The sequence below is a fragment of the Pseudomonas sp. CFBP 8772 genome (genome assembly GCF_014841665.1).
Taxonomy (GTDB): Bacteria; Pseudomonadota; Gammaproteobacteria; order Pseudomonadales; family Pseudomonadaceae; genus Aquipseudomonas; species Aquipseudomonas graminis_B.
In genome coordinates this window covers 13,139-29,540 of the sequence record NZ_JACYUI010000014.1, presented here as the reverse complement: position 1 = coordinate 29,540, position 16,402 = coordinate 13,139, and the positions used below count along the sequence as shown (strand labels likewise).

15 protein-coding genes are annotated in these 16,402 nt (G+C 60.2%); 9 read left to right on the top strand and 6 right to left on the bottom strand.

What is annotated here, in order from left to right:
- Positions 1 to 62: 62 nt before the first annotated feature.
- Together IFT99_RS22765 and IFT99_RS26530 are read right to left on the bottom strand one after the other, a co-directional pair.
- On the bottom strand, positions 63 to 293 hold the full coding sequence (locus tag IFT99_RS22765) for a hypothetical protein (protein ID WP_065987788.1): 231 nt from the start codon (positions 291 to 293) through the stop codon (positions 63 to 65).
- Positions 294 to 403: 110 nt separating this feature from the next.
- Positions 404 to 532, bottom strand: a complete 129-nt coding sequence (locus IFT99_RS26530; RefSeq protein WP_274605159.1) for a hypothetical protein — start codon at positions 530 to 532, stop codon at positions 404 to 406.
- A gap of 185 nt (positions 533 to 717) precedes the next feature.
- Here IFT99_RS26530 and azu point away from each other — a divergent pair, with 185 nt between their 5' ends.
- Complete coding sequence (gene azu, locus IFT99_RS22760; RefSeq protein ID WP_192135320.1) at positions 718 to 1,164, top strand: azurin; 447 nt, start codon at positions 718 to 720, stop codon at positions 1,162 to 1,164.
- A 3-nt stretch (positions 1,165 to 1,167) separates the two neighbouring features.
- On the opposite strand, the gene IFT99_RS22755 is transcribed toward azu, so the two are convergent.
- The 4 genes from IFT99_RS22755 to IFT99_RS22740 all read right to left on the bottom strand — a co-directional run bounded on the left by IFT99_RS22755 (position 1,168) and on the right by IFT99_RS22740 (position 6,133).
- Positions 1,168 to 2,193, bottom strand: a complete 1,026-nt coding sequence (locus IFT99_RS22755) for a DUF1338 domain-containing protein (RefSeq protein WP_192135318.1) — start codon at positions 2,191 to 2,193, stop codon at positions 1,168 to 1,170.
- A gap of 161 nt (positions 2,194 to 2,354) precedes the next feature.
- Positions 2,355 to 3,182 carry an ammonia-dependent NAD(+) synthetase gene (gene nadE / locus IFT99_RS22750; RefSeq protein ID WP_192135316.1) on the bottom strand — a complete coding sequence of 276 codons (828 nt, stop codon included), beginning with the start codon at positions 3,180 to 3,182 and terminating at the stop codon, positions 2,355 to 2,357.
- 59 nt (positions 3,183 to 3,241) lie between these two features.
- Positions 3,242 to 4,441 carry a nicotinate phosphoribosyltransferase gene (gene pncB, locus IFT99_RS22745; protein WP_065987784.1) on the bottom strand — a complete coding sequence of 400 codons (1,200 nt, stop codon included), beginning with the start codon at positions 4,439 to 4,441 and terminating at the stop codon, positions 3,242 to 3,244.
- A gap of 786 nt (positions 4,442 to 5,227) precedes the next feature.
- Positions 5,228 to 6,133, bottom strand: a complete 906-nt coding sequence (locus tag IFT99_RS22740; RefSeq protein WP_192135312.1) for a LysR family transcriptional regulator — start codon at positions 6,131 to 6,133, stop codon at positions 5,228 to 5,230.
- Between the two features lie 156 nt (positions 6,134 to 6,289).
- Between IFT99_RS22740 and amaB the strand changes: the two genes are divergently transcribed.
- The 8 genes from amaB (at position 6,290) to IFT99_RS22700 (ending at position 16,309) form a co-directional block, all read left to right on the top strand.
- Positions 6,290 to 7,780, top strand: coding sequence for an L-piperidine-6-carboxylate dehydrogenase (gene amaB / locus IFT99_RS22735; RefSeq protein WP_065987783.1), 1,491 nt, complete (start codon positions 6,290 to 6,292; stop codon positions 7,778 to 7,780).
- A gap of 224 nt (positions 7,781 to 8,004) precedes the next feature.
- Complete coding sequence (gene amaA, locus IFT99_RS22730) at positions 8,005 to 9,288, top strand: L-pipecolate oxidase (RefSeq protein ID WP_192135311.1); 1,284 nt, start codon at positions 8,005 to 8,007, stop codon at positions 9,286 to 9,288.
- A 356-nt stretch (positions 9,289 to 9,644) separates the two neighbouring features.
- Positions 9,645 to 10,781: an ABC transporter substrate-binding protein gene (locus IFT99_RS22725; protein ID WP_192135310.1), complete on the top strand. Its 1,137-nt coding sequence runs from the start codon at positions 9,645 to 9,647 to the stop codon at positions 10,779 to 10,781.
- Between the two features lie 185 nt (positions 10,782 to 10,966).
- Positions 10,967 to 11,881 (top strand): ABC transporter permease subunit, encoded by a 915-nt coding sequence (locus IFT99_RS22720; RefSeq protein ID WP_065987780.1) that lies wholly within the window; start codon positions 10,967 to 10,969, stop codon positions 11,879 to 11,881.
- Positions 11,882 to 11,883: 2 nt separating this feature from the next.
- Complete coding sequence (gene livM / locus IFT99_RS22715; RefSeq protein WP_065987779.1) at positions 11,884 to 13,179, top strand: high-affinity branched-chain amino acid ABC transporter permease LivM; 1,296 nt, start codon at positions 11,884 to 11,886, stop codon at positions 13,177 to 13,179.
- Complete coding sequence (locus tag IFT99_RS22710; RefSeq protein ID WP_065987778.1) at positions 13,179 to 14,054, top strand: ABC transporter ATP-binding protein; 876 nt, start codon at positions 13,179 to 13,181, stop codon at positions 14,052 to 14,054. The genes livM and IFT99_RS22710 overlap by 1 nt, the downstream gene beginning before the upstream one ends.
- Positions 14,051 to 14,767 carry an ABC transporter ATP-binding protein gene (locus IFT99_RS22705; RefSeq protein WP_065987777.1) on the top strand — a complete coding sequence of 239 codons (717 nt, stop codon included), beginning with the start codon at positions 14,051 to 14,053 and terminating at the stop codon, positions 14,765 to 14,767. The genes IFT99_RS22710 and IFT99_RS22705 overlap by 4 nt, the downstream gene beginning before the upstream one ends.
- Positions 14,768 to 15,538: 771 nt before the next feature.
- Complete coding sequence (locus tag IFT99_RS22700; protein WP_065987776.1) at positions 15,539 to 16,309, top strand: SDR family oxidoreductase; 771 nt, start codon at positions 15,539 to 15,541, stop codon at positions 16,307 to 16,309.
- Positions 16,310 to 16,402 lie beyond the last annotated feature (93 nt).

Genomic DNA, 16,402 nt, shown 5'->3' with positions numbered 1-16,402 from the left:
CGCGAGCAAGCTCACTCCTAGAGGTTTCGCGTTCATCCATCCCATTGCGCTGAATCAGACGATCACTCAGCGGGCTTTGCTTCGGCGGAGCCTTTTACGTCAGCGGAGCCTTCAGCATCGGTAGAGTGTTCGGCTTCGGAAGAGCCTTCGGCGTTTTCGCCGTCTACAACTGCAGCTTCTCCGGCCTCTGCTTCAGCCTTCTCAGCCTGCTTGCGCTGTGCTTTTTCCTCTTTCTTTTGCTCTTTTGCCAGATCACGTTGGCGTTTGGCGAAGGAATAGTTGGGTTTGGCCATGGGCAGTCCTCGAGGCAGACGATAAGTCAGCACATTCTGCCTGAGAATGGTGCAAAGCCGGCGTGGTATTTTTCTTCACCCAGTCATATATCCCGGTCGGTCGCCCGCCGTTACAGGTCGTAGCCTGCGGAAAACGCGCGTTGGTAGACGCCGTAATCCTGGCTGGCGCGGTCGTAACTACCCGATGCGCCACAGGCGTAAGCGGCGAGCAAGCTGCGGAAAATGCTGGAGAGTTGCATGGGATCGTCCTGAAGATAGGTGACAGCGCGATCTTATGCAGCCATCGTAGCGCTGACTGTTTGATTGTCTTGATGGCACTGATAGAGGCCGCCCAGAGGTGACCGGTCATAACGGTTGATAAATTGTTCTAATTCAGGTCAGTCTTTGTATGCAAAATCCAAGGCTGCCCACCAGGAGACGCACCATGATTCGCAAGCTTGTCGCTGCATCCATTCTGACTTTGGCCAGTGGGCACCTTCTGGCGGCGGAATGCTCGGTCGAAGTCGATTCCACCGACCAGATGACGTTCACCACCAAGGCCATCGAAATCGACAAGAGCTGCAAGCAGTTCACCGTCAACCTGAAACACTCCGGCAGCCTGCCGAAGGCCGTCATGGGTCACAATCTGGTCATTAGCAAATACGATGACATGTCGCAGATCGCCACAGACGGCATGAGCGTCGGCATCGACAAGGATTATCTGAAGGACGGTGACGCGCGCGTTATTGCTCACACCAAAGTGATCGGCGGAGGCGAGAATGATTCGGTCACGTTCGACGTCTCCAAGCTGGACCCGGCCGAGAAATACGGCTTTTTCTGCTCGTTCCCCGGCCACATCGGCATGATGAAAGGCACCGTCAGCCTGAAGTGACCGCTAGGGCTGCTTCGAGTCGGTCATTTTGAAGATGCCCTGCGCGTTGCTGCTGTCGAAGTTGAGATCGATCTTGCCGTTGTCAGGGTCGATCTTGCGCTGAATGAACTCCACGAATGAGCCCGGCACCTTGTGCGCCACGACGACGCCCTCGGCATTCATCAGCCCTCGGCTCACCGTGCAGGCCTTGTACGCGGTCTGCATGACCCTTCCCGAACCTGACACCTCGATGCTGTCCTTCATCGGCCGTTCGCGCCGATTCTGTTCGGCCACCGTCGCTTCCAGATCCACCACCCGATCGGTCAGATGATTGAAGCTGTTGCCCTCGGTGGCGATCCACGCCATTTCCGCGCTTTCGCTCAGCAGCTGGCGATAGTCATCCTCCCGAACGACGCCGTGCTGGCGGCCAAACGCGCGATACAGGGCCGGCAGCAGGCGCGTGGCTTCGGCCAGGCTGCAATGCCGGGTGGTGCGCAGGCGATTCAGCACGCTCAAGTCTTCAGGGCTCAACGGGTCGCGGCTCGAACCGACGACGCGGCTGACCGCCTCTTGAAACGACTGACTGAGTCGGCCGGGGTGCAGTTCGGAGACGAAGAACTGCGCGATGTCTTCTGGCAGGTCCATCTGGCGATAGCCCCAACCGGTCATGTTCAGTTTGGTCAGCGGATAGGTGCGCACATCGGTGAAACCCAGCGGCTCGAGCAGGCGCGAGAAGGCCTGACGACCGCGCGGCAATTCGCCGTTGTCCGCCCAGTCGACGGTGCGGATGGCGCCATGATCAAACACCACCTTGCGGCCGCTCTCGGATTGCTCGTCCACATAATGAAGCCCGTCGGGCACGGCCTCTACCAACTTGTGGAACAGGCAGAGGTTCAACGCTTCGGCGAGCCAGACCCGATGGACCGCCTCCTCGGACCAGGAAAACCCGCCCAGCGCCTGCGGCACCTCGACGCGGTCTTCCAGCCATGCCGCAGCAGGCTGGCCGACGGTGGACGCAACGAGGGTGAAGAGGCCTTGGAAAGCAGTCATGGTTAGCGGCTCTGGGCGGGAAGTCAGAGCGCTATGTAAGCCGTGATGGCGAGCGCCATCAAGCGAAAAGAAATAACGGGTTCATTCCGTTTTTGAATGCAGCGGTACTGATGCCCGATGAATTTTCAATCAAACCCATCGGGCGTCCTTGTGGCCGAGCGTTATGGCGCGTAAGGCAGATCCCGCTTGTGCTGGGTCTTGCGGTAGGTGCTGACAATGATCTCGGCGGTTTCCTGCTTCACCGGTTCGCCGTGCAGGAAGGCGTCGATTTCTGCGTAGCTGATGCCGTGGGCCGCTTCGTCCGGTTTGCCGGGGACCAGTTCTTCGAGGTCCGCGGTGGGGACTTTCTCGACGAGGTTCTGTGGCGCGCCGAAGCTGCGGGCGATCGCACGGACCTGGTTCTTCACCAGACCGCTCAACGGCGCCAGGTCGCAGGCCCCGTCGCCGAACTTGGTGTAGAAGCCCATGACCGCTTCAGCCGCATGGTCGGTGCCGATGACCAGACCGCCTTTCACGCCAGCAATGGCGTACTGCGCGACCATCCGCGCCCGGGCCTTGATGTTGCCTTTGACGAAATCCACGGTATTGGCCGGCTGGCCCTCGAAGGCTTTGATCTGATCAACCAGCGCTTTCACCGAGGGCGCGATGTCCACGGTGTGGCGCTCGTCCGGGTTGATGAAATCAACCGATGCCGTGGCTTCGTGTTCGTCGTGCTGGATGTGATACGGCAGGCGCACGGCGACGAAGGTGTAGGCATTGTCGCCGGTACTTTCACGCAGCTCGCGGATGGCGCGTTGGGCCATAAGACCCGCTGTCAGCGAATCCACGCCACCACTGATGCCCAGCACCAGCACTTTCAGACGGGCGTTATGCAGGCAGTCCTTGATGAATTGCACGCGGCGGCTGACTTCCGCCTGCAGCGCCTGGTCATTGGCAAAGGGCGGCTGGACGTTGAGCTGCCGGGCGATCTCGCGCTGTACGTCTTGCATGATTGACTCCTCGAGCAAAAAAGGAATGGCATAAAAAGGGGCGGCGGTCGGTGCTCGACTCAGGCTGGCACCTTGAATACGTGGCGCAGATAGGACACGAACTCCGGGTCCTTGCACTGCGTTTTGCCGGGCTCGTCGGAAATCTTGGCGACGGGCTGGCCGGCGCAGGCAGTCATTTTCAGCACGATGCTCATCGGCTGGATCCCCGGGATGTCGGCGGTCAGGTTGGTGCCGATCCCGAAGCTGACGTTGATGCGACCCCGCAGCGCACGGAATATTTCCAGCGCCTTGGGCAGATTCAACCCGTCGGAGAACACCAGGGTCTTGCTCATCGGCTCGATGCCCAGCTTTTGATAATGCCGGATGCATTTTTCGGCCCACTGCACGGGGTCGCCCGAATCGTGGCGCAGGCCGTCGAAGAGCTTGGCGAAGAACAGGTCGAAATCACCGAGGAAGGCATCGGTGGTGATGCAGTCTGTCAGCGCAATACCCAGCAGGCCGCGGTATTCGCGGACCCAGCAATCGAGGGCGGCAATCTGGCTGTCGATCAGCCGCGGGCCGAGTTGCTGATGGGCCATGATCCACTCGTGGGCCATGGTGCCGAGGGGTTTGAGGTCGAATTTGCGCGCCAGGTGCACGTTGCTGGTGCCGACGAACTGGCCGGGGAAATCCTTTTTCAGCACCGAAACGACGTCTTCCTGCACCGCGTAGGAGAAGCGCCGGCGGGTGCCGAAGTCAGCCACCTTCAATTCCGCCAGTTCATCAGCGGTGGCGGTTGCGTTGAGCCAGTCGATTTTTCGGTACAGCTGATCGCGGGCCTGGCTGAGCAGGGTTTCCGGGTTGCGATGGCGATTGCGGACTTCGCTGACGATGGCCAGGACGGGCACTTCGAAAAGGATCACGTGCAGCCAGGGGCCTGAGAGGCGGATGCACAGTTCGTCGTTTTCGATGGTGGTCTGGACGTAGCGCAGGTTGAAGCGGAACAGCCCGAGGAAACGCAGGAAGTCGGGCTTCATGAAGTTGATGCGTTCGAGGAAGCCGGTCTCCTCGACACTCAGCGACAGGTCGCAGAGCTGCTCGATCTGATGGCGGATCTCGGCCAGATACGGCCGGAGGTCTTCACCGTTGCGGCAGCGAAACTCCCACTCCACTTCGACGTTGGGGTAGTTGTGCAGCACGGCCTGCATCATGCTCAGCTTATAGAGGTCGGTATCGAGCAGGTTCTGCACGATGCGGTCCGCGAAAGCGCTCTCACTCATTGTGTCGCTCCAGCCAGCAGCGGCCGCCAAGGTGCGGCCCGGGATTCAATTGGATGTCGCATACAACCTTGCGGTAGCGCTGTGGCGGTACGTCCGGTTTGTTATTGACGATGGCCGACATAATGCCAGTCGTCGTGGAAGAGGGGCAGAAATGTTTCAGCGACTGACTGCCTGCACCTGGCAGGACTGGCTGGAACTCCGATTCCATGGACTGGCCTGAACTCCAATTGTAGGACCGGCTTTAGCCGGGAAGGCGTCTGTGGTCACGGCGCAGGTTTGATGGTGCGCAAACTGGCCTCTTCCCGGCTGAAGCCGGTCCCACTAAAAGCATCGCGTGCATCCAATGGGGCTGGCTGGAACCCCAACGTGTGGGACCGGCTTTAGCCGGGAAGGCATCGGTGGTCACGGCGCAGATTTGATGGTGCGCAAACTGGCCTCTTACCGGCTGAAGCCGGTCCTACTAAAAGCATCGCGTGCATCCACTGGGGCTGGCTGGAATCCCAACGTGTGGGACCGGCTTTAGCCGGGAATGCGTCGGTGGTCACGGCGCAGGTTTGATGGTGCGCAAACTGGCCTCTTCCCGGCTGAAGCCGGTCCCACTAAAGCATCGCGTGCATCCAATGGGGCTGGCTGGAACCCCAACGTGTGGGACCGGCTTTAGCCGGGAAGGCGTCGGTGGTCACGGCGCAGATTTGATGGTGCGCAAACTGGCCTTTTCCCGGCTGAAGCCGGTCCTACTATGAGATTGCGCGACGTCAGTAGGACCGGCTTTAGCCGGGAATGTTTTTACTTCGGCGTTGGCTCGTTGAGCTGTTCGAGCATCCACTCCACGAACACGCGGATCTTCGGCACTTCGGCCGCGTGCTCCGGGTATGCGAGGTAGTAGGCGTCCTGACTGGGCAGGGCGTGGGGCCAGGGGATGATCAGCTTGCCGTCCGTCAGCTCTTCCTCCACCAGAAACCGGGGCAGCAGCGCGACGCCGCAGCCCACTTGCGCCGCACGAATGCACATATAGATCGTTTCGAAGCGCGGGCCGTGGTAGCTGTGCTCGGTCTGGTGACCCTGACTGTCGAACCAGTCATGCCAGGCCTGGGGACGGTGCGCGTTTTGCAGCAGGACCAGATCGGTCAGTTGCGTAGGATCGGTGAAGGGTTCATCGGGCAGGCTGCCGGGAGCGCATACTGGCACTAGCTCTTCACTGAACAGCTTCACGCTCTCCGCACCGGGTCGGGCGCCACCGCCGAAATAGAACGACAGGTCGCAGCGGCTCTGGGCTACATCATCGCTCTCCTGTTCGTTGACCAGATCCAGATGAATGTGCGGATGACGCAAGCGCCAGCCCTTGAGCCGTGGCACCAGCCAGCGGGCGCCGAAGGTCGAGGGTGTTGACACCCGCAGGACTTCGGTTTCGCCGCCGTAGGAACGCAGGAAGTGCGTCGACATTTCCATCTGCGTGAGCACTTTGCGCACCTCTCCCAAGTACAGCGCACCGGCTGGCGTCAGTTGCAGGCGTCGACGCACCCGTCGGAACAACAGGTGCTGCACCAATTCTTCCAGCTGGGCGACCTGCTTGCTGACCGCGCTCTGGGTGAGGTTCAGCTCCTCGGCCGCGCGGGTGAAACTAAGGTGACGGGTCACCGCTTCAAAACATTGCAGCGCGGTGACCGACGGGAGATGGCGTTTGCTCAGCATATTCGGCTCGTTCAGCGTCAGCATGAAAAAACGGAATGATATCTCGCTTAATCGTCGTTTGTTGCAGTGTCGCCGGCCAGCTATTACTAGAGGCTGACGAAGTAACCCATATTTGGCATTCCGCTTTTGCGCTTACGATCAGTCTCAGGAGAAACCATGCTCAACGACCTGCTTACCCGACTCGGTGTCGACGCCGCGCTTTATCAACAGGGTGACAAGCCTGTTCACACGCCGATCGATGGCAGCCAGGTCGCGTCGGTGAGCTGGGAAAGCGCCGCCGAAGTCGAGCAGCGCATCACCCGCGCCGATCACGCCTTCGAAGCCTGGCGCAAAGTGCCTGCACCCCGTCGCGGCGAGCTGATTCGTCTGTTTGGCGAAGCGCTGCGCAAGCACAAAGCCGACCTCGGTGAGCTGGTGTCGTGGGAAGCCGGCAAGATCACTCAGGAAGGGCTGGGTGAAGTGCAGGAAATGATCGACATCTGCGACTTCGCCGTCGGCCTGTCGCGCCAGATGTACGGCCTGACCATCGCTTCCGAGCGCCCGGGCCACCACATGCGTGAGACCTGGCATCCGCTGGGGGTTGTCGGCGTTATCAGCGCGTTCAACTTCCCTGTCGCGGTCTGGTCGTGGAACACCGCGCTGGCGCTGGTCTGCGGTAACGCGGTGATCTGGAAACCGTCGGAAAAAACGCCCCTCACTGCGCTGGCCTGTCAGGCCCTGTTTGATAAAGTCGCCGCTGAATTTTCGGATGCCCCGCAGTACCTCACCCAATGCATTGTCGGCGGCCGCGAAGCCGGTGAGGCATTGGTCGATGACATCCGCGTCGCATTGATCAGCGCCACTGGCAGCACGCGCATGGGCCGCGAAGTGGCGCCGAAACTCGCTGCACGTTTCGCCCGCAGCATTCTGGAGCTGGGCGGCAACAACGCGATGATTCTGACCCCGAGTGCCGATCTGGATCTGGCCGTGCGCGCGGTGCTGTTCAGCGCCGTCGGCACGGCCGGTCAACGCTGCACCACCCTGCGCCGTTTGATTGCGCACTCGTCGGTGAAGGCGGAGTTCGTCGAGCGCCTCAAAGCGGCGTACGCCAAAGTGCGCATCGGGCATCCGCTGGAAGGCAATCTGGTCGGTCCGCTGATCGACAAGCAAAGCTACGAAAACATGCAGGAAGCGCTGGAGCAGGCGTTGAGCGAAGGCGGCAAGGTGTTCGGCGGCAAGCGCCAGTTGGAGGAGAAATTCCCGAACGCGTATTACGTCTCGCCGGCCATCGTCGAGATGCCGGAACAGAGCGAGGTCGTGCGCAGCGAAACCTTCGCGCCGATTTTGTACGTGGTCGGGTACGAAGAATTCAGCGAGGCGGTGCGCCTGAACAACGACGTGCCCCAAGGTTTGTCGTCCTGCATCTTCACCACCGACGTGCGCGAGGCCGAGCAGTTCATTTCGGCACTGGGCAGCGATTGCGGCATCGCCAACGTCAACATTGGCCCGAGTGGTGCAGAGATTGGCGGCGCGTTCGGTGGCGAGAAAGAAACCGGCGGTGGCCGCGAATCCGGCTCGGACTCCTGGAAAGGCTACATGCGTCGCCAGACCGCGACGGTGAACTACTCCCGCGAACTGCCGCTGGCGCAGGGCATTACGTTTGATTGATGGTTTGTGTAGGAGCGTGGCTTGTCCCGCGATCTGGCGCGCACCGGCAGTAAGTTCTTGAACCCGGTTTGTCTGAATCAACCGGGGAAACGCATTACGACTGCTGCGCAGCCGATCGCGGGACAAGCCACGCTCCTACAGGTTTAAGCCATCCGCGCGCATGCATTACCACGCGGAGCGTGGGAACGATCAATGGTCTGGCTGTCTCTTTCCGAGGTTTTGCGATGCCGTTACGCGAAGAATGTCTGTGGGAAACGCTGACGCCGCAAAGGCCGGAGGCGCCCGCCTTGAGCGGGGAAGTGACGGTCGATGTGTGCGTCATCGGCGCAGGCATCACGGGTTTGTCGGCGGCCCTTCATCTGCTTGAGCAAGGCAAGACGGTCGCTGTCGTCGAAGCTCATCGCACCGGGCAGGGCGGGTCCGGCCGAAACGTGGGACTGGTCAATGCCGGCCTGTGGATTCCGCCTGACGAAATCGAAGCCGGATTCGGCGAGAAAGTCGGCAGCCAGCTCAACACCATGCTCGGCAACGCGCCGTCGCTGGTCTTCAGCCTCATCGAAAAATACGGCATCGACTGCCAGGCGACGCGCAAAGGCACGCTGCACATGGCCCACAACGCCAAAGGCGAGCTGGACCTGCGCAGCCGTGAGGAACAGTGGAAACGTCGCGGCGCGCCTGTGGAATTGCTCACCGGCAAGGCCTGTCAGGAAGCGACCGGCACCACCGAGATCACCTCCGCTTTACTTGATCACCGCGCGGGCACCATTAATCCGATGGCCTATACCAGCGGGCTGGCGGCGGCCGTCACGCAATTGGGCGGTCAGCGTTTCGACCACTCGCCGGTCAGACGCCTTGAGCGACAAGGCTCGCGCTGGTGCGTGATCACTGGAAGCGGCGCGGTGCTTGCCGAGCAAGTCGTCATCGCCTCCAACGCCTACACCGAGGGCGAGTGGACGGAGCTTCGGCGCAACTTCTTCCCCGGCTATTACTATCAAGTGGCCTCGGGGCCGCTGACCGAAGACGCGGCGCAGCGGATTTTACCGGGCGGGCAGGGCTCCTGGGACACGCGGCAGGTGCTCAGCAGCATCCGTCGCGATGCCGATGGCCGGTTGTTGTTGGGCAGTCTGGGCAATGGCAATCAAAAGCCTGGCTGGTTTCTCAAAGCGTGGGCCGATCGTGTGCAACAGCATTATTTCCCGTACCTCAAAACGGTCGAGTGGGAATGCACCTGGACCGGCTGCATCGCGTTCACGCCCGATCACTTGCTGCGAATGTTCGAGCCTGCACCAGGACTGGTCGCGGTCACCGGTTACAACGGACGCGGCAACACCACTGGGACGGTCGTCGGCAAAGCATTCGCCGATTACCTGTGCAGCGGCAACGCCAGTGTTTTACCCATCCCCTTTGCGCAGATGCAGCCGCTGGCGGCCGTCGGACTGCGCAGTTCTTTGTACGAGGCTGGCTTTTCGCTATACCATGCGGGACAGTGCCTCAGAATCGTAATCTAAGAAGAATTCTCTCTCCAAAACAACGCTTTCTCCTACATCCACTACCCTCAAATGGTGCGGCCCGTAGCGGATCCGCACCGACGGTGTGCAGTTCGGTGACGCACGCTGTAACAACAGGGTTGTACAGGTGAGAACGGCGCGGTTGCGCGGCTGTCTCGCCAGGGTTGCTCTTTTAAAGTCGCGAGGTTGCACCTTGCGCGGTTTAGACGGTTGCACGCCCCGTGAAAAAGGGCAGAAATCAGTCGGATAGCGACAAAACGACGAGTTTCTCAAGAATAAAAAACCGATGGCACGCCACTTGCTCGCAGCAGCTCTGTGGTCGCAGTGCTAATTAAAAAACCCAGGAGCACCAACTCATGTCGCAGACGTTCTACAGAAAAGGCTTTCTCGCACTCGCCGTGGCTACTGCCATGGGTGCGGCTTCATTTGCGCAGGCAGCCGACATCAAGATCGGCGTTGCAGGCCCGATGACCGGCGCCAACGCCTCATTCGGCGAGCAGTACATGAAGGGCGCTCAAGCGGCTGCCGATGCCATTAACGCTGCGGGCGGCGTCAACGGCGACAAAATCGTCCTGACCGCCTACGACGATGCGTGCGAACCGAAACAGGCCGTTGCCGTCGCCAACAAGGCCGCGTCTGACAAAGTCGCCGGCGTTGTCGGTCACTTCTGCTCCTCCTCGACCATCCCGGCGTCGGAAGTCTATGACGAAGCCGGCATCATCGCGATCACTCCTGGCTCCACCAACCCGACCGTGACCGAGCGCGGCCTGAGCGCCATGTTCCGCATGTGCGGTCGTGACGATCAGCAAGGCGTCGTTGCCGGCGACTACATCGTCGACGTGCTCAAGGGCAAGAAGATCGCCGTCATCAACGACAAAGACACCTACGGCAAAGGCTTGGCAGACGCCACCGCCAAGCAGCTGACCAAGCGCGGCGTGAAGCCTGTGCTGGAAGAAGGTCTGACCCGTGGCGAAAAAGACTTCAGCGCCCTGGTCACCAAGATCCGCTCCGTTGGCGCTGACGTCGTTTACTTCGGCGGCCTGCACCCGGAAGCCGGTCCACTGGTTCGCCAACTGCGTGAGCAAGGCCTGAAAGACGTCAAGTTCATGTCCGACGACGGCGTTGTGACCGACGAGCTGGTGACCACCGCTGGCGGCGCGCAATACGTCGATGGCGTGTACATGACCTTCGGCGCCGACCCGCGCATGCTGCCAGACAGCAAGGCTGTGGTTGAGCAGTTCCGCAAATCCGGCTACGAGCCAGAAGGCTACACCCTCTACGCTTACGCTTCGGTTCAGGCCCTGGCTGCTGGCTTTAACGGCGCCAAGTCGAACAAAGGCGAGGACGCTGCCAAGTTCCTGAAAGCCCATCCTGTCAAAACCGTCATGGGCGAGAAAGCCTGGGACACCAAGGGCGACCTGAAAGTCTCTGACTACGTGGTTTACCAGTGGGACAAGGACGGCAAATATCACCAACTCGAAAAGCAGAAGTGAGTTAAGCGCTTATTCGGATCGGCCGTTTCCCGGGGGTGAGCCGGGAAACGTTCTGATCCGGTAATCGGCGCTGTCTGACAGCGGCGCCGGATTTCTTCTGTTGCCACTGTGTGCGCCGCTCTGTTCCTCACGAGGGAATGGTCGCCGCGCGTCAGGCTGGCCTTTCAAGTTCGTGAGCGTGCGTGATGGACGGTATTTTCCTGCAGCAAATGGTCAACGGCCTGACACTGGGCTCGGTCTATGGCCTGATCGCCATCGGTTACACGATGGTCTACGGCATCATCGGCATGATCAACTTCGCCCACGGCGACGTGTACATGATCTCCGCCTACCTCGCAGCCATTGGCCTCGCCGTACTGTCGTTCTTCGGCGTTGAGTCATTCCCCTTTCTGATTCTCGGCACACTGATCTTCACCATTGTGGTGACCGGTGTGTACGGCTTCGTCATCGAGCGCGTGGCGTATAAACCGCTGCGTAACTCGACCCGTCTGGCGCCGCTGATCAGTGCGATCGGCATCTCCCTGATTCTGCAGAACTACGCGCAGATCGCTCAGGGCCCACGCCAGCAAGGCGTACCGACCCTGCTCGAAGGCGCCATGCGCTTCGATGTCGGCAGCGGCTTCGTACAGATCACCTACACCAAAATCTTCATCCTGATCGCCGCCTTCGTCGGCATGGGCGTACTGACCTACATCATCAAGTACACCAAGCTGGGCCGCATGTGCCGCGCCACGCAGCAGGATCGCAAGATGGCCTCGATTCTGGGCATCAATACCGACCGGGTCATTTCCTACGTGTTCATCATCGGCGCGGCCATGGCGGCACTGGCCGGCGTGCTGATCACCATGAACTACGGCACCTTCGACTTCTTCGCCGGCTTCGTCATCGGCATCAAGGCGTTTACCGCAGCGGTCCTGGGCGGCATTGGTTCGTTGCCGGGCGCCATGCTCGGCGGGCTGATCCTGGGGGTGGCCGAGTCGCAGTTCTCCGGCCTGATCAACTCCGACTACAAAGACGTGTTCAGTTTCGGCCTGCTGGTAGTGATTCTGATCTTCCGTCCCCAAGGCCTGCTGGGTCGCCCACTCGTGGCGAAGGTATAACCATGTCTGCACCTACTAAACCCATTGATATCAAACAAAGCCTGATCGACGCGGTGATCGCCGGCTTGCTGGCGTTGATCGTGTTCGGCCCGATCGTCGGCATCGTGCTCGACGGTTACGGCTTCAACCTGCAACCAGGGCGCGTCGCCGTGCTGGTGGGCGTGGTCGTTGTCGGTCGTTTCTTCATGAGCCTGTTCCTGCAGACGCCGAAGGGCGTGGCCATCGCCCAGAGCTTCGAAAACTCGGGCTCAGGCGTGCACGTGCTGCCACCGGGTTACAAGACGCGCCTGCGTTTCATCATTCCGCTGATGATTCTGATTGCGGTGATTTTCCCGGTCTTCGCCGACAAGTATGTGCTGACCGTGGTGATCCTCGGCCTGATCTATGTGCTGCTGGGCCTGGGCCTTAATATCGTGGTCGGGCTCGCCGGTCTGCTCGATCTGGGTTACGTGGCTTTCTATGCGATTGGCGCGTACGGCCTGGCACTGGGTTATCAGTATCTGGGTCTGGGGTTCTGGTCGGCGTTGCCGCTGGCAGCCATTGCGGCGGCGCTTGCCGGTTGCATCCTCGGCTTTCCGGTGCTGCGCATGCACGGGGATTACCTGGCGATCGTGACCCTGGGCTTCGGCGAGATCATCCGTTTGGTGCTCAATAACTGGCTGTCGTTCACCGGCGGACCCAACGGCGTGGCGGTGCCTGCGCCGACCTTCTTCGGCCTGGAGTTCGGACGTCGCGCGAAAGACGGCGGCATCCCCATCCACGAGTATTTCGGCTTCGAATACAACCCGGACCTGAAATTCATTTTCATCTACACCGTGCTGTTCCTGGTCGTGTTGGCGGTGCTGTACGTCAAGCATCGCCTGACGCGCATGCCGGTCGGCCGCGCGTGGGAGGCACTGCGTGAAGACGAAATCGCCTGCCGCTCCATGGGCCTGAACCACGTGCTGGTCAAGCTTTCGGCTTTCACCATCGGCGCCTCGACCGCAGGGCTGGCCGGCGTGTTCTTCGCCAGCTATCAAGGCTTCGTCAACCCGACCTCGTTCACCTTCTTCGAGTCGGCGTTGATTCTCGCCATCGTCGTGCTCGGCGGCATGGGCTCGACCGTCGGCGTGGTCATTGCGGCGTTCGTGCTGACCGTCGCACCGGAACTGCTGCGCAGCTTCGCGGAATACCGCGTCTTGCTGTTCGGCATCCTCATGGTGCTGATGATGATCTGGCGTCCCCGTGGCTTGATCCGCATCAGCCGTACCGGCGTGCAGCCACGCAAAGGCGTGCTGGCTAAAGTGGAGGGCGCGTGATGAGCGACGAAATCGTTCTGTCCGTCGAAAACCTGATGATGCACTTCGGCGGCATCAAGGCCCTCAGCGACGTCAGCCTGCAAGTGCGGCGCAACTCGATCTTCGCCCTCATCGGCCCGAACGGCGCCGGCAAGACCACGGTGTTCAACTGCCTGACCGGTTTCTACAAAGCCACCGGCGGGCGCATCGAGCTCAACGCGCGGGGCAAGAAAACCAACGTCATTCAGTTGCTCGGCGAACAATTTCGCGCTGCTGACTTCGCGTCGCCCAAGCGCTTCGGCAGCCGCCTGTACTACAAAATGTTTGGCGGCACGCACCTGGTAAACCGTGCGGGGCTTGCGCGTACCTTCCAGAACATTCGCCTGTTCAAGGAAATGTCCGTCGTCGAGAACCTGCTGGTCGCACAGCACATGTGGGTCAATCGCAACATGCTGGCCGGCATCCTCAACACCAAGGCCTATCGCAAGGCCGAAGAAGACGCCATGAACACCGCGTTCTACTGGCTCGAAGTGGTGGATCTGGTGGACTGCGCGAACCGTCTGGCCGGTGAACTTTCCTACGGCCAGCAACGCCGTCTGGAGATCGCGCGGGCGATGTGCACGCGGCCGCAGGTCATCTGCCTGGACGAACCGGCAGCCGGCTTGAACCCGCAGGAAACCGAGGCGTTGAGCGGCATGATTCGCCACCTGCGCGACGATCACGACATGACCATCGTGCTGATCGAGCACGACATGGGAATGGTCATGGGCATTTCCGACGACATCGTCGTGCTCGACCACGGCAACGTGATCGCCAAGGGCAAGCCGGAGCAGATCCGCAACGATCCGAAAGTGATCGCGGCGTATCTGGGCGCTGATGAAGAGGAGTTGGTATGAGTAAGCCGATCCTCGAACTGAAAGAGATCGACGTGTATTACGGGCCGATTCAGGCCTTGAAGAAAGTCTCGATGCACATTGACGAGGGCGAAACGGTCAGCCTGATCGGCTCCAACGGCGCGGGTAAATCCACGCTGCTGATGTCGATCTTCGGCCAGCCGCGCGCGGCCAGTGGACAGATCATCTATCAGGGCACCGACATCACCCACAAGTCGTCGCACTACATCGCGTCCAATGGCATCGCGCAGTCGCCGGAAGGCCGCCGTGTGTTCCCGGACATGTCGGTGGAAGAGAACCTGATGATGGGCACCATCCCCATCGGCGACAAACACGCCAGCGAAGACATGCAGCGCATGTTCGAGATGTTCCCGCGGCTCAAGGAGCGTCGCAATCAGCGGGCGATGACGATGTCCGGGGGCGAACAGCAAATGCTCGCCATTGCGCGGGCGTTGATGAGCCGTCCCAAGTTGCTGTTGCTGGACGAACCGAGCCTGGGGCTGGCACCCATCATCGTGAAGCAGATTTTCGCAACGCTGCGCGAGCTGGCCCAGACCGGCATGACCATCTTCCTGGTGGAGCAGAACGCCAACCATGCGCTGAAGCTGTCGGACCGCGCCTACGTGATGGTCAACGGCGAGATTCGCCTGACGGGCACGGGTAAGGAATTGCTCACCAACGAGGAGGTCAGGAACGCCTATCTAGGCGGTCACTGATTGCTGATCAATGCGGCTCAAAAAAGCCCCGGGTGGATAACTTCCGGGGCTTTTTTATGCGGTAGCCTAATTGTGGAAAACAATTTTGGGCAGATGCGAAAACGCGACATATAGCCGCTGCAAATCGCTGTTTTGTCACGCTTTTGACTTGTTCAGTTTTACTGTGGAGGTGACTGTGAATAAGTTGGGAGCAGCTGGCTGGAGGCCTTTATTTACGTGGCTTTCAGCATGCTGATCAATATTTGACCAGTGCTTTCGGCCGGTATTTTGAGGGGGTTTGTCAACGTTCTTGTGGCTGGTTTTTTATACAGTCTTTATAAGGTGTCTGCCTGTGGATAAGTCTGTGTGCAACCGTTGGAAAGACCGCCGCAGATAGCGCAATCTCTGGCGTTCACGCAGCAATCCTGTCCGCGCACCCAAGTCTTGAGAAAATCGACGGCAGATGGCCCATGGCCGGTCAAGTAAAAACATGCGCTGAGTTACCCACACGTCCCGTATGCCGGGACTTTCGGCGTTTTAGAGTTGCCCCCAGAAAATGTACGTCTGACTGTGGATAAGGTGGGCAAAAGTGTCTGCAGGCCACATGGTGTAAGGGTTGGGAGCAATTGGTTATTTTTTATACAGCAGAGAGGTTGTATAACCATGTTGCGGATGGTGCTTGATCCCGGCCTGTGCGGGCGGGCATTCTCCAGAACCTTCCTACACGCAACGCTGCTTGCGTGACATTCCCGCTTGGCTTGATAAGCCCGCATCTTTAGTCAGGAGAAAGAAATGACCTCTACCGTATTCATTACCGGGGCCACTTCCGGGTTTGGCGAAGCCTGCGCCCGTCGTTTTGCCGAGGCGGGTTGGTCGCTGGTGCTGACCGGTCGCCGTGAAGACCGCTTGCAGGCGCTGAGCGCCGAATTGTCGAAACAGACCAAGGTGCACACGCTGACGCTGGACGTGCGCGATCGCGCAGGCGTGGAGCGCGCCGTGGAAAGCCTGCCGGCTGAATTCGCGAAGATCCGCGGCCTGATCAACAACGCAGGCCTGGCGCTGGGGATTGATCCTGCACCCAAGTGCGATCTGGATGACTGGGACACCATGATCGACACCAACATCAAAGGGCTGGTTTACACGACGCGCACGCTGCTTTCGCGTCTGATCGCCTACGGCCGCGGCGCCAGCATCGTCAACCTTGGCTCGGTTGCGGGGAATTATCCGTACCCGGGCGGTAACGTATATGGCGGCACCAAAGCGTTCGTCGGACAGTTCTCGCTGAACCTGCGCAACGACCTGGTCGGCACCGGCGTACGGGTGACCAACCTTGAACCGGGGCTGTGTGAGAGCGAGTTCTCGCTGGTGCGTTTCGGTGGCGATCAGGCCAAGTACGACGCCACCTACGCAGGCGCCGAGCCGATCCAGCCCCAGGACATTGCCGACACCATCTTCTGGATCATGAACACGCCGGCCCACGTCAACGTCAACAGCCTGGAGCTAATGCCCGTGAGCCAGACCTGGGCCGGGTTTGCAATTGATCGCAGTCGCGGGGAGAAATAAGTAGGGTTTTAGGAGATTAGCGTCGCCCGACACGCGGCGCGTTCTTGAGGGCAGCGCCGTCCATGTGGGAGTGAGCTTGCTCACGAAGACGGC